The sequence below is a fragment of the Streptomyces sp. NPDC057950 genome (assembly GCF_042887295.1).
In the GTDB taxonomy this organism is placed as follows: Bacteria; Actinomycetota; Actinomycetes; order Streptomycetales; family Streptomycetaceae; genus Streptomyces; species Streptomyces kaempferi.
The window spans coordinates 91,990-105,673 of record NZ_JBHVPP010000001.1; the positions used below are offsets into that span (position 1 = coordinate 91,990).

General features: G+C 73.3%; 9 protein-coding genes and 1 pseudogene. 4 read left to right on the plus strand and 6 right to left on the minus strand.

Translation table 11 applies throughout. The features are described from left to right. Window positions 1-320, plus strand: a 320-nt coding sequence (locus tag ACFVTC_RS00440) for a hypothetical protein (protein ID WP_390122406.1), incomplete at its 5' end; no start/stop codon positions are given. Continuing rightward, complete coding sequence (locus tag ACFVTC_RS00445) at window positions 317-3,319, plus strand: AAA family ATPase (protein ID WP_390122408.1); 3,003 nt, start codon at window positions 317-319, stop codon at window positions 3,317-3,319. The genes ACFVTC_RS00440 and ACFVTC_RS00445, both read left to right, overlap by 4 nt. Before the next feature lie 9 nt (window positions 3,320-3,328). On the opposite strand, the gene ACFVTC_RS00450 is transcribed toward ACFVTC_RS00445, so the two are convergent. Beyond that, complete coding sequence (locus ACFVTC_RS00450) at window positions 3,329-3,775, minus strand: Lrp/AsnC family transcriptional regulator (RefSeq protein WP_390122410.1); 447 nt, start codon at window positions 3,773-3,775, stop codon at window positions 3,329-3,331. Between the two features lie 130 nt (window positions 3,776-3,905). Between ACFVTC_RS00450 and ACFVTC_RS00455 the strand changes: the two genes are divergently transcribed. Beyond that, complete coding sequence (locus ACFVTC_RS00455; RefSeq protein WP_390123712.1) at window positions 3,906-4,427, plus strand: rhodanese-like domain-containing protein; 522 nt, start codon at window positions 3,906-3,908, stop codon at window positions 4,425-4,427. 120 nt (window positions 4,428-4,547) lie between these two features. Here ACFVTC_RS00455 and ACFVTC_RS00460 read toward each other — a convergent pair whose 3' ends face one another. Together ACFVTC_RS00460 and ACFVTC_RS00465 are read right to left on the minus strand one after the other, a co-directional pair. Further along, entirely contained in the window at window positions 4,548-6,239 is a 1,692-nt protein-coding gene (locus ACFVTC_RS00460) for a DUF885 domain-containing protein (protein ID WP_390122412.1), read from the minus strand. Window positions 6,240-6,302: 63 nt separating this feature from the next. Further along, window positions 6,303-6,809, minus strand: a complete 507-nt coding sequence (locus ACFVTC_RS00465; RefSeq protein ID WP_390122414.1) for an Lrp/AsnC family transcriptional regulator — start codon at window positions 6,807-6,809, stop codon at window positions 6,303-6,305. Between the two features lie 81 nt (window positions 6,810-6,890). On the opposite strand from ACFVTC_RS00465, the gene ACFVTC_RS00470 reads away from it, so the two are divergent. Further along, on the plus strand, window positions 6,891-8,366 hold the full coding sequence (locus tag ACFVTC_RS00470) for a trans-sulfuration enzyme family protein (RefSeq protein ID WP_390122416.1): 1,476 nt from the start codon (window positions 6,891-6,893) through the stop codon (window positions 8,364-8,366). 88 nt (window positions 8,367-8,454) lie between these two features. On the opposite strand, the gene ACFVTC_RS00475 is transcribed toward ACFVTC_RS00470, so the two are convergent. The 3 genes and pseudogenes from ACFVTC_RS00475 to ACFVTC_RS00485 form a co-directional block, all read right to left on the minus strand. Next, complete coding sequence (locus ACFVTC_RS00475; protein ID WP_390122418.1) at window positions 8,455-9,936, minus strand: GNAT family N-acetyltransferase; 1,482 nt, start codon at window positions 9,934-9,936, stop codon at window positions 8,455-8,457. A 389-nt stretch (window positions 9,937-10,325) separates the two neighbouring features. Continuing rightward, window positions 10,326-11,925, minus strand: a pseudogene (locus ACFVTC_RS00480) (alkaline phosphatase D family protein). A 233-nt stretch (window positions 11,926-12,158) separates the two neighbouring features. Continuing rightward, entirely contained in the window at window positions 12,159-13,664 is a 1,506-nt protein-coding gene (locus ACFVTC_RS00485; protein WP_390122419.1) for a PLP-dependent aminotransferase family protein, read from the minus strand. Window positions 13,665-13,684: the final 20 nt, after the last annotated feature.

A 13,684-nucleotide genomic window follows, 5' to 3' on the forward strand; every position in this document is an offset into this window, starting at 1 on the left:
CCCGTCTCACCACCGCCCGTCTCACCACCGCCCGTCTCACCACCGCCCGTCTCACCACCGCCCGTCTCACCACCGCCCGTCTCACCACCGCCCGTCTCACCACCGCCCGTCCCTCCGACGCCCGTCTCACCACCGCCCGTCCCTCCGACGCCCGTCTCACCACCGCTCGCCCCACCAGTACCGCCCGTCCCAGCACCGTGCGCACCGACCGGGGAGGCTTCGGCGGGGGCCGTTTCGACGGGAACCGTCCTGAGGGGAACTGCCGCGACGTGGACTGCCGCGACGCGGACCGCTTCGACGACCACGAGGGGGGCCGATGAGGCTGCACCGTCTGGACATCACCGCCTTCGGGCCCTTCGGGACCACCCAGAAGGTCGACTTCGACGAACTGTCGGCCGCCGGACTCTTCCTGCTGCACGGACCGACGGGCGCGGGCAAGACGTCCGTCCTCGACGCCGTCTGCTACGCGCTGTACGGAGCGGTCCCGGGCGCCCGCCAGAGCGGCCAGGGACTCACCCTGCGCAGCGACCACGCGGCCCCCGCCACCCGCACCGAGATCCGCCTCGAACTCACCGTCGCCGGACGCCGACTGGAGATCACCCGGCAGCCGCCCTGGGCCCGTCCGAAGAAACGCGGCACGGGCACGACCACCGAGAAGGCCCAGAGCTGGCTGCGCGAGTACGAGGGCCCGGCGGCCTCCTGGAAGGACCTCAGCCGCTCCCACCAGGAGATCGGCGAGGAGATCACCCAGCTGCTCGGCATGAGCCGTGAACAGTTCTGTCAGGTCGTACTGCTGCCCCAGGGCGACTTTGCCCGCTTCCTGCGGGCCGACGCCGAGGCCCGCGGCAAGCTCCTCGGCCGCCTCTTCGACACCCACCGCTTCGCCGAGGTCGAGAAGCGCCTCACCGAACGCCGGCGCGGAGCCGAGGCCGAGGTGCGCGACGGGGACGCCGCGCTGCTCGCCGACGCCCACCGCATGCAGCAGGCCGCCGGGGACATCGCCGAGGTGCCGCTGCCCGACCTCGCGCCCGGCGACCCGGGCCTCGCCGAGGCCGTCCTCGCCTGGGCCGCCGTCGCCCGCGGCACGGCCCGCGAGAGGCTGACCGTCGCGCACAGCGCGGTCTCGGCCGCCGAGTCGGCGCAGGCCGCCGCCGACCGCGAACTCGACGGCGTGCGGGAAGTGGCCCGGCTGCAGCGCAGGTTCACCGAGGCGCGGGAGCGTGCCGCGCGGCTGGAGGAGCGCTCGGACTCCCACCGCGAGGCACTGACACGCATGGAGCGGGGCCGCAAGGCCGAGACGGTGGCACCCGCACTCGACCTGCGCGACACCGGCGAGGCCGAGCACCGGCGTGCCGTCATGGCCGAGGCGCACGCGCGTGCCGCTCTCCCGGCGTCCTTCGCCGACGCCGGCGCACCCGGGCTCGCGGCGGACGCGCGCAGGGCGGCCGAGGAACTGGGCGGTCTGGCCTCGGCCCGCCGGGCCGAGCGCCGGCTCGGTGAACTCACCCAGGAGCGCGCCGGCCTGGACCGCCAGGAGCGCGCCGACGAGGACGTCCTGCAGGACGCCGAGAGCTGGCTCGCCACCTGGGAGACCACCCGCGCCGGACTCCAGGAGCGCATCGAGCGCGCGCAGGAGGCCGCCACCCGCGCCGAGCAGCTGGCCGTGCGGCGCGACCCCGCGCGGGTCCGGCTGCGGGCCGCCCGCGAGCGCGACCAGTTCGCCCGGGACACGGACGACGCCCACGAGCGCGCCCTCGCCTCCCGCGCGCACGCGACGGACACACGCGCTCGCTGGCTCGACCTGAAGGAACAGCGGCTCAACGGCATCGCCGCGGAACTCGCCGCCGGACTCGTCGACGGAGATCCCTGCGCCGTCTGCGGCGCCACCGAACACCCGGCGCCCGCCAGGAAGATCGCCGGACACGTCGACCGGGAGACGGAGGAGCGCGCCCTCGCCGTCCACCAGCGCGCCGACGAGGAGGCGACCGAGGACGAGCGCCGCCTCGGTGTCGTACGCGAGGCGCTGGCCGCGGCCTCCGCCGAGGCGGGCGACACACCGACCGACCGACTCGCCGAGCAGGAAGCGGAACTGGAGCGGGAGCACGGCGAGGCCCGCGCCGCCGCTTCCGGGCTGCACGCCGCCCGAGAGCGTCTCGCCCAGGCCGAACTCGAACACGGACGACGGGTCGCCGCCCGGCAGAAGGCCGAACTGCGGGCCGCGGCCCGGGTTTCCCACCGTGACACCCTCGACCGTGAAAGGGCCTCGCTGGAGGAGGAGTTGACGCAGGCCCGGGGCGCCGCCGAGAGTGTCGCCGCGCGCGCCGCGCAACTGGAGCGACGGGCCGCCCTGCTCACCGAGGCAGCGGAGGCCGTACGGGTGGCCGAGGACGCCGCACAGCGGCTCAAGGACGCCGACGCGCGACTGGCCGACGCGGCCTTCCGCGCCGGGTTCTCCACACCGCAGGCCGCGGCCGCGGCGCTGCTCGACAACGCGGCCCACCGTGAGCTGCAACGCCGCCTCGACGCCTGGCAGTCGGAGGAGGCCGCGGTCCGCGCCGTACTCGCCGAGGCGGACACGACCGCCGCGGCCCAGCGGCCGGCCGTCGACCTGCGGGCGGCCGAACAGTCCGCCGAGTCCGGCGCCCGGCGGCTGCGGGACGCCTCCTCGGCCCAGGACGCGGCCGCCCGGCGCTGCGCCGAACTGGACCGGCTCTCCGCGCGCGCGACCACGTTCGTACGCCGCCTGGGACCGCTGCGCGAGGAGTACGACCGGGTGGCACGCATGGCGGGGCTGGCGGCGGGCACCTCGGCGGAGAACGAACGCAGGATGCGCCTGGAGTCGTACGTCCTCGCCGCCCGCCTGGAACAGGTCGCCGCTGCCGCGACGGTACGGCTGGAGCGCATGTCCTCCGGGCGCTACACCCTCGTCCACTCCGACGACCGAGCGGGCCGCGGCCGTAGCGGGCTCGGACTGCACGTCGTGGACGCCTGGACCGGCCGGGAGCGGGACACGGCGACGCTCTCCGGGGGCGAGACGTTCTTCGCCTCGCTGGCGCTGGCCCTCGGCCTCGCGGACGTCGTCACGGACGAGGCCGGCGGGGTGCGGCTCGACACGCTCTTCATCGACGAGGGCTTCGGCAGCCTCGACGACCAGACCCTCGACGAGGTCCTCGACGTGCTCGACTCGCTGCGGGAGCGTGACCGCAGCGTCGGCATCGTCAGTCATGTCGCCGACCTGCGGCGCCGTATCCACGCCCAGCTGGAGGTCGTGAAGGGGAGAACGGGATCGGTGGTACGGCAGCGGGGCGCCCAGGACTGAGACGCCGGGTCAGTGCCCCAGAGGGCGCCGGGGCAACGGCGAGGAGTAGACGACGCTCGTCGTCACGGAGCCCAGCGTGCCGATCCTGCCCGAGAGCTCCTCGAGGTGACTCATCGAGCGGGCCGCGACCTTGATCACGAAGCAGTCGTCGCCGGTGACGTGGTGGGCCTCGAGGATCTGGGGCGTCGAGTCGACGAGATCATGGAACGGCTTGTAGTTGCCGTTCGGGTAGCGCAGCCGGACGAAGGCGAGGATCGGCAGGCCGATGTTCTCCGGCGCCACGACGGCCGCGTACCCCTGGATGACGCCGGCCTCCTCCAGCCGCCGCACCCGCTCGGTGACCGCGCTCGCGGACATCGAGACGGCACGGGCCAGCTCGGCGAAACTGACCCTCCCCTCACGCTGGAGGACGTCGAGGATGCGCCAGTCGGTGGTGTCCGGGGAATACGTGGTCATGAGCGAGGAATAGCAGGGAGATCCCCGGCGGATCAAGAGGGTTGCCGTGGATCGCCGCTTCAGGAGCGGGATCACCGCCCGTAGATTTTCGGCCATGACGCCCATGACGCCCGTGACGCCCGTGACGCCCATGACGCCCGTGACGCCCACGACACCCGTGGCATCCATGACGAGTGACCCGCCGGCCGTGACGAACGCCGTACTGCGTGTCGCCCCGGCCTCTCCGGCCGCGGCCGTCGCCCACTTCGGCGCGAGCCTCGCCTTCCACGCCGACGTGTCCGACGTCGCCTCCGCGCTCGCCGCCGGCGGGGACCCCGGATTCGTCGTCGTCGACTCCCGTTCCACCCAGTCGTGGGACCAGGGGCATGTGCCGGGTGCGATCCATCTGCCGACCGCGCTCGTCGCCGAACAGGCCGAGCGGTTCCTCGACAGATCGGTGCCGGTGGTCACCTACTGCTGGGGACCCGGCTGCAACGGCGCGACCCGCGCCGCCCTCGCCCTCGCCGAACTCGGCTTCCAGGTGAAGGAGATGCTCGGCGGCTTCGAGTACTGGGTGCGTGAGGGCTTCGAGTTCGAGACCTGGGAGGGGCGGGAGCGGCGCGGGCCGGACCCGTTGACCGCGCCCGTGGACGCGGAGGACTGCGGCTGCTGAACCGGGGTCGGATCAGCCGGACCGAAGGGAGACCGCCGACGGCGGCCGGGCCCCGGCGGCGGGACCCGGCCGTGGGGACCGGGCCGCCGTGCGTCCGTGCCCGGCTGCCGTCGGGGGCGGTCAGAGCCGGGACAACTCGTCCACCAGGTCGTCCAGGCCCAGGGAACCCTGCGACAGGGCCGCCATGTGCCACGCCTTCGCGTCGAAGTCGTCCCCGTGACGCCGCTGCGCGTTCGCGCGGCCCTGCAGCCACGCCCGCTCACCGAGCTTGTAGCCGATGGCCTGACCGGGGATCGAGAGATAGCGGGTCAGCTCGCTCTCGACGAAGTCCGCGGGCCGGCTGCTGTGCGCGCCGAAGAACTCCTCCGCCAGTTCGGGCGTCCAGCGCTCGCCGGCGTGGAAGGGCGAGTCCGCCGGGATCTCCAGCTCGAGGTGCATACCGATGTCGACGATCACCCGGGCGGCCCGCATCATCTGCGCGTCCAGGTAGCCGAGTCGCTGCTCGGCGTCCGCGAGGAAGCCCAGCTCGTCCATCAGCCGCTCCGCGTACAGCGCCCAGCCCTCGCAGTTGGCGCTCACGAGGCCCACGGTCGCCTGGTAGCGGGAGAGGTCCTCGACGACGTGCACCCACTGCGCGAGCTGGAGGTGATGGCCGGGTACGCCCTCGTGGTACCAGGTCGAGACGAGGTCGTACACGGGGAACCTGGTCTGCCCCATCGTGGGCAGCCAGGTCTGGCCGGGCCGGGAGAAGTCCGACGACGGCGCGGTGTAGTAGGGAGCCGCGGCACCGCCCGGCGGCGCGATCCGCGACTCCACCCGCCGTACCGGCTCGGCGAGTTCGAAGTGGGTGCCGTCCAGGGCGTCGATCGCCTGGTCCATCAGACCCTGCAGCCATGTCTGGACCTCGTCGACGCCCTCGATGTGCCTGCCGTGCTCGTCCAGGTACGCGAGGGCCACCCAGGGCGTCCCGGCACCGGGCAGGATCTTCTCGGCCTCGGTCCTCATCTCGGCGAGCAGCCGGTGGTACTCGGCCCAGCCGTACGCGTACGCCTCGTCGAGATCGAGGTCCGTACCGTTGAAGTAACGTGCCCAGCGCGCGTACCGCTCCCGGCCCACCGTGTTCGGCGCGCCCTGGATGGTGGGCGCGTACACGTCGCGCATCCAGTCGCGCAGGTCCACCAGGGCCCGGGTGGCCGTCCGCGCGGCGGTGTCCAGTTCGTCGCGCAGTGAGTCGGGGCCCGCGGTCACGAAGTCCTCGAACCAGGCACGGCCGTGCTCGTCCGGGGCGGACCACTCGGTGAGCTGGTCGACGAAGGTCGCGGTGGGGCGTGGACCCGCGTAGAGCTTGCGTTCCAGGCCGAGGGCGAGGGACTCGCGGTACCCCGCCAGCGCGGCCGGCACGGCGCGCAGCCGCTCGGCGATCGCGGCCCAGTCCTCGTCCGTCCCGGTCGGCGCGATGCTGAAGACCTGCCGGACGGCGTGCGCGGCGGTGTGCATGTTGCCGACGGCCCGCAGTCCCTCCTCGGCTTCGTGGACGGCCAGTTCGGCGGTCAGCCGCTCGCGCAGCAGCCGTGCGCAACGGCGCTCGGTGTCGCTGTCGGCGCCCGGCCGCCGCTCCGCCTCGTCGAGGCGGTCGAGGGTCGCCCGCGCCAGGTCCGCGAGGGCCCGCTGTCCCGCGGGCGAGGTGTCCGGGAGCCGGCCGGCACTCTCCTTCACACCGAGGTACGTACCGAGGACCGGGTCGAGGGCGATGAGGTCGTCGACGTACGCGTCGGCGACCTCGCGGGGCAGCGGGTTCTTCGTCTCTGACATGCCGACATCCTCATACGGGAACAGGGGCCGCGTCAGCCCGTCATCGCGTGCTTTTGGTCCGCATCAGCCCGATTTCGCTGTGGGCGTCGCGCCCGGCGCGGCTGGGGGCAGAAGAGGACCGCAGTCCCACTGCTGGAAGATCAACCGGGTCTCCACGCGGGCCACTTCACGCTGCGAGGTGAACTCGTCGAGAACCAGCCGCTGCAGGTCGGTCATGTCCGCGACCGCGACCAGCACGAGGTAGTCGTCGGGGCCGGTGAGATGGAAGACCGTCCGGGACTCCGGCAGTGCCCTGATCCGGTCCACGAACGGCCCCACCAGTTCCCTGCGGTGCGGCCTGACCTGCACGGACAGCAGCGCCTCCAGGCCCCGTCCGAGCTTCGCCGGATCGAGCCGCAGTTGATGGCCGAGGATGACTCCCGCGCGGCGCAGCCGTGTCACCCGGTCCAGGCAGGTCGAGGGCGCGACTCCGACCTGCGCGGCGAGATCGCGGTACGTCGTCCGGGCGTCGTTCTGCAGCAGACGCAGCAGATGAAGATCCACCGGATCGAGTACGACGGAATCGGCCATGGCCCGAACGTAACACGGGTTCTGGTGCCATGACCCCGGCCGGTGTTCAGGCTGCTGTGCATGGACTTCGGCGGAGATGACATGCACGCGGACATACGCGGCACACGCGACACCGGTATCGGTTCCGGCAGCGGCAGCGGCAGCGGCAGCGGGCGCGGCGGGACGACCCCGGACGGCTACGGGCCGGACGCCGGTACTGCCGGTACACCTGGTGCTGCCGGTACACCTGCCACGGCCAGGACATCTGGTACTGCCGGTACACCGGGTACCGCCCGTACACCGGGTACTGCCGGTGTCGGCGGTACCGGTCCCACCGGTCTCACCGGCGCCGTCGGCACCGGGATCGCCGACCCGCGGGGCGAATCCCGTACCCGCGCCCTCGCCACCGAGGCCGTGCACGCGGGGCGGGAGGATCTCGCCCGCAGCGGGCTGCACGCCGCACCGATCGACCTGTCGACCACCTATCCCTCGTACGACAGCCGGGGCGAAGCCGCCCGCATCGACGCGTTCGCGGCCGACGGCGCCGAACCGGAGGGCCCGCCCGTCTACGGGCGCCTCGGCAATCCGACCGTCGCGCGCTTCGAGACCGCCCTCGCCCGGCTCGAGGGGACCGAGAGCGCGGTCGCGTTCGCCAGCGGTATGGCCGCGCTGAGCGCGGTCCTGCTCGTGCGCAACGCGATGGGCCTGCGTCACGTCGTCGCCGTGCGGCCCCTGTACGGATGCAGCGACCACCTGCTCACGGCGGGGCTGCTCGGCTCCGAGGTGACCTGGGTCGACCCGGCGGGCATCGAGGACGCCCTGCGCCCCGACACCGGACTGGTCATGGTCGAGTCCCCGGCCAACCCGACGCTCGCCGAGGTCGACCTGCGCGCCGTCGCACACGCCTGCGGCTCCGTACCGCTGCTCGCCGACAACACCTTCGCCACGCCGGTGCTGCAACGCCCCGCGGAGCAGGGAGCGCGCCTGGTCCTGCACAGCGCCACCAAGTACCTGGGCGGGCACGGGGACGTCATGGCCGGAGTGGTCGCCTGCGACGAGGAGTTCGCCGGGCGGCTGCGCCAGGTGCGGTTCGCCACCGGTGGCGTCCTGCACCCGCTGGCCGGATATCTGCTGCTGCGGGGGCTGGCGACCCTGCCGGTAAGGGTGACGGCCGCGTCCGCGAGCGCCGCGGAACTCGCCGGCCGGCTCGCCGCCGACCCGCGCGTCACCCGCGTCCACTACCCGCGGATCGGCGGCGCCATGATCGCCTTCGAGGTGCACGGGGACCCGCACGAGGTCATCGCCGGAGTCCGTCTGATCACCCCCGCGGTCAGTCTCGGCAGCGTCGACAGCCTGATCCAGCATCCGGCGTCCATCAGCCACCGCATCGTCGCCGAGGGCGACCGTCGCGGTGCGGGCGTGAGCGACCGTCTGCTGCGCCTGTCGGTGGGACTGGAGGACGTCGAGGACCTGTGGGCCGACCTGGACGGCGCCCTGGGACGCGCGACCGACGCACGCGTGGCGGAGGGAGAGGGCCGGAACCCGCGGGAGGCACACGCGGGTTCGGCCACCGGCTGACCGGGGGAGGCCCCGGGCGAGGTGCCCAGGGCCTCCCGGGACGCAGACGGAACGTGAACCGGTGACGCGTGCGTGACCTGTCGCGGCCTCAGTCCCGCGTGACCCGCTCACCGCGCGGCGACGCGTGCCGACCCTGCTCCTGCCCTTGGGCGTACGGGAGCGGGGACGCCGCCGGTGTCGTGCCCAGGCGTGCCGTGATCACGAGGGTGCCCTCCTCGATCTGGTAGTCGAGAGGGAGGTCCAGGCCGCGCATCGCGGCGACCATCCCGGTGTTGGAGGACTGCGTGACGGCGTACACACTGTCGCACCCCGCCTCGACCGCCATCGCCACCAGACGGCCGAGCAGTTCGCCACCGATACCGCGCCGCTGCCAGTCGTCCTCGACGAGCAGCGCGATCTCGGTCTCGTCACCGTCCCAGAGGAGGTGGCCGAGCCCGACCATGCGCCCCGACGGTGTCCGGACGGCGAGAGTGCGGCCGAAGCGCGGGCTGAGCAGGTGGTTCAGATAGCGGTCCGCGTCCCCGACCGGCCCGTGGTACCGCATGTTCAGCGTGCGCGACGAGCAGCGCTCGTGCATCGCCTTCGCGGCCGCCAGGTCGGACACGTCGACGCGGCGGACGGTGATCTCGTTGCCCTCCGGCAGCGTCAGCATGTCCTGGCCCCGGGGGATGCGCGGACCCAGGCGCGCGTCCAGTTCGACCAGGGCCCGCGCCCGCGCGAACTCGGTCGGCGTGAACGGCAGGTACGGCCGCTCCACCGTGATCACTCCACCCTCCGGTGCGCGCAACCGCATCTCCGTGTCTTCCAGCGCTCCCTCGACCGGCGCGCCCTCTTCCGCCCGGCCCGATCCAGGAGACCTGGCGGGCAGTGAACGAATGGTGCACCGACCGAGCAACTGCCGGAGGGCCAGCGGAAGTTCCGCCGCGTCAAGGGCCGTTCGCGTGGCCAGGCCGAGGACGCGGGTGGGCGCGTCCACCAGGTCGTGGGCGTCGGCGCGCTCGATCCAGGTGCCGGAGCCGCCCGCCAGCGAGAGCGCGCGGGTGATCTCGGGCGCGGCCAGTCCCGCGGGCGCGCGGAGCAGGAACTCGTCCACCGTTCCCTCCGCGAGCGGGTGTGTCTGCAGGCTGAGGATGTCGACCCGCAGGTGCGCCAGCGCCGTGCACAGCGCGGCCAGCGAACCGGGCTCGTCCTTGACCGTCGTCCGCATCCGCCACAGCACCGTCGCCCCGGGGGCGGTCTCCGGGGTCGTCCCGGACTGCTCGGCTCCCCCGGTCCTCCCGGTCTCCTCGGGCCGCCCGGACCGCCGCCCGTCGGCGAGCGTCCGGGCACCGGTATCGCCCGGCGGGGGAGCGTGACCGTGGCGGCGTGCCCACCAGGTGTGGAATCCGGCCGTGGCGACCAGGGCGGCGGCCGAGATCACCAGCAGGGCCGCCCCGTCCGGGCCGTGCCCGATCAGGTTGGCGACGGCGTCCGCGACCGCGACGGCTGTGAACAGTGCGGCGAGCTCCACGAGGTCCCGCCGCCAGTGGTGAACGGGACGACCGTGCCTCGCACGGGTCACATCAGACATGTCTGGAGTCATGGAGCCACTGTGAAGGAGTGGTGTTGCGTGATCACGAACGGTCTGTGACTGATCGGTAAAGTGTCCTTCTATCCCTTTTGTAGTTCTTTTTGCGGTTGTTTTGCCTCCTTCGGAGCACCTGAGTTTCGCGCCTGGTCAGGCGCCCTCCCGCGGCGCCGGTGCGGCCCGGAGCCGACGAGCCCGTGTCACCACTTCGGACGAGCCACGTCGGTCAGCCGTCCGCGCGGGATGAGACGGGATCACCACGCCTCCCGGACCGCGTGGGCGTCCGGCGAAGCACGCGCCGGCGAGTGCGGCCACGCGGGCGCGCACCGGGGGATGACTCCGGTGCGCGACCCGACAGGTCGAGGGTACGGGAGTCGGGGGAGGCCGTGGAGCTACTGACCCACACGTCCCGGCTGGAGCACCCGGGTGAACAGCACGCCGCCGTCCTGTTCCCGCAGACGCACCGTCAACTCCCCGCTGTCGCCGTCGATGTCGACCTCGCCGAAGAACTGGTAGCCCTCGGCCGGCGAGACGTTGGAGGCCGTGGGCGCCTTGACGAAGACCCGGTCCGGTCCGAAGGTGCCGTCGAGGGCGCTCGCCGGGAACGCACCCGCGTTGAGCGGTCCGGAGACGAACTCCCAGAAGGGCTCGAAGTCCTTGAACGCGGCTCGCGACGGGTGGTAGTGCTGTGCCGAGGTGTGGTGCACGTCGGCCGTCAGCCACACCGTGCCGGTGATCCTCCGGTGCTTGACGAACCGCAGCAGTTCCGCGATCTGCAGTTCGCGGCCGAGCGGAGCGCCCGGGTCGCCCTGGGCGACGGCCTCGAAGTTCGGCTTGCCCTCACCCGGGTCGGGCACGACCAGCCCGAGCGGCATGTCGTTGGCGATGACCTTCCACACCGCGCGCGAGGCGGCCAGTTCGCGCTTGAGCCACTCCAATTGCGCACGTCCGAGGATGCCCTGCGGGTCCGTGGTCTGGTCGTCTGCCGAGTTGGCGTTCCGGTAGGTACGCATGTCCAGCACGAACACGTCCAGCAGCGGGCCGTGGTGGACGGTCCGGTAGATCCTGCCGTCCGGGCGCCCGCTGATCGTCGAGATCGGGAAGTACTTCGGAGAAGGCGCGCCGGGAGCGGACCGCCAGGTCGTCGAGTGCCGTACCGGGCGGGTAGGGCGTGCCGGTCCCGATGACCTCTCCGGGGTACCAGTTGTTGCGGACCTCGTGGTCGTCCCACTGGATGACGTTCGGCACCTGGGCGTTGAAGCGGCGCAGCGCCGGATCCAGCAGGTTGTAGCGGAAGTTGCCCCGGTAGTCGGCCAGGGTGACCGCGACGTGCGACTTCTCCTCGGTGGTGAGGCTCCGGTAGACGCTACCGTCCGGAAGCGCCGCGGTGGCCGCGATCGGGCCGTCGGCGTAGATGTTGTCGCCGCTGCCCAGGAAGAAGTCCGGGTCGACCTTCGCCATGGCGTCGAAGATCCGGTAGCCGCCGATCGCCTCGTTGATGCCCCAGCCCTGTCCGGCCAGGTCACCGGACCAGACGAACCGCACGTCCCGACGCCGTTTCGCGGGCGCGGTGCGGAAGGTGCCCGTCACCGGCTCGCCGGTACGCCGGGGGTCGTCGGCGTCGGCGAGCAGGACGCGGTAGTGGATCTGCTCGCCCGCGGGCAGCCCGTGCAGCCGTGTCGTACCGGTGAAGTCCGTGTCCGCGCCGAGCGAGGGCCCGTGCCATCTGCGCGGGTTGCGGAACGACTCCGTCGCGGACGTCTCGACGATCATCCGGGCCGGACGGTCGGAACGGACCCACACCAGACCGGAGTCCGCGGTCACGTCACCGGCCTGGACGCCCCAGCCGGCCTTCGGCCGCCCGGAAAGGGCCAGCGCCGGGGCCGCGCCGAGCGCGGTGGGCAGCGTCAGCGCGGCCGAGGCGGCCAGCGTGCCGCGCAGCACGCTGCGGCGGCCGGGGAGCGGTAGGGGGCCTTGCGGACGGTGTGACATGAATGCGCCTCCAGGGACGGATCCGGCCGGTTGCAAGGCCACAACTACTGGTGCGCCGCAGCGGGTACGGAAACCGCGGGTGAACAACTGACCCCGCAGGCAACGGAATCGGCGGCGACCTTCCGAGCCGCATGCGCGTCCTCGCGCGTCCGTACGGGTGGGTGAGCCGGGCCCGCGCGGGTGGGTGAGCCGGGCCCGTCACGCGTTCCCCCGTAGGTTCCCCACCCGGCCGCTCACCCGGCCGGCTCGGCCCGTACCGCCTCCGCCAGCAGCCGTACCCCTTCACGGATCAGCGCGGGCGACCGGTGCGCGTAACCGAGGACCAGACGCACGCCGCCCGCCCTCACGGCCCGCTCGTAGTCCGTCAGCGGACGCACCGCCACCCCGGCCGCGCCGGCCCGCAGCAGGAAGTCGTCCCGAGGCCCGTACCGTTCGGGCAGCGCGGCGATGACATGCAGACCCGCCGCGATCCCGGACACCTCCGTGCCGGGGAAGTACTCCGCGAGGGCGGCGACGAGGGCGTCCCGCCGTTCCCGGTAGGCGCGCCGGCAACGGCGCAACTGCCGGTCGTAGTGCCCCCGTTCCACGAAACGCGCCAGGAGCGCCTGGTCGACGACGGGGTTCCCCAGATCCATGGTCCGCTTGCGCGCGACGACCTCCGGGGCGAGTGACGCCGGTACGAGCAGCCAGCCGAGCCGCAGACCGGGCGCGAGCGACTTGCTGACCGACCCCGTGTAGGCGACACACTCGGGATCGAGCCCCTGCAACGCCCCTACCGGAGCGCGGTCGTAGCGGAAGTCCCCGTCGTAGTCGTCCTCGATCACCAGTCCCTCCACCGAGCGCGCCCAGTCGAGGAGTTCGGCGCGGCGCCGCGCGGAGTACGCGATCCCCGAAGGGAACTGATGGGCGGGCGTCGTCACCACCGCCCGTACGCCCGACGCGCGCAGCGGTCCCATGGCCAGCCCCTCCCCGTCCAGGGGCAGCGGTACGGTGCCGACCCCCGCCGAGGCGTACAGGGCGTCGTGCTCCGGACTGCCGGGGTCCTCGACGCCGACGGCGCGCAGCCCGCGCGCGCGGAGCACGAATCCGAGCAGCGTCATCGCCTGCGCGACACCGGACACCACGACCACGCGCTCCGGTTCCGCGACCACGCCGCGGCGTCGCACGAGCAGTTCCGCCACGGCGGTGCGCAGCCGGGGCAGACCACGCGGATCCGGGTAACCCAGTGCGTGGTGCGGCAGTTCGGCGAGCACCCCGCGCTGGGTGGCGGCCCAGGCGGCGCGCGGGAACAGGGACAGGTCCGGTGTCCCGGGAAGGAAGTCGGCGCCGGGCCCGGTCGGCCGCGGGGCGAGATCACGGGCGGCCGGGCGGCCCGCTCGGACGGCGTCGCCGACCCAGGTCCCCGCGCCCCGGTCGCTGCGCAGGTACCCCTCAGCGGTCAACTGCTCGTACGTCTCGGTGACCAGTCCCCGCGACACACCGAGATCGACGGCCAGTTCGCGGCTGGACGGCAGTCGGGTGCCCGGCGCCAGCCGGCCCGCACGGACCGCCTCCCGCAGCGCGGCCTGAAGCGCGCGGCCACGCGCGCGTGCCGGCGCCGAAGCGGCCGGCAGGAGCAGTTCCCAGGCGGCGCTCCACAGGGCGGGGGCCGCCGGGCCGGGGCCGCTCGCGGCGGAGGCGGCCGGGGGACCCGCGGCGGCGTCGTCCGGCTCGCCGGGACTGGTCCCCGATGACGTCATGGAAGTGGACCTTAAACCGG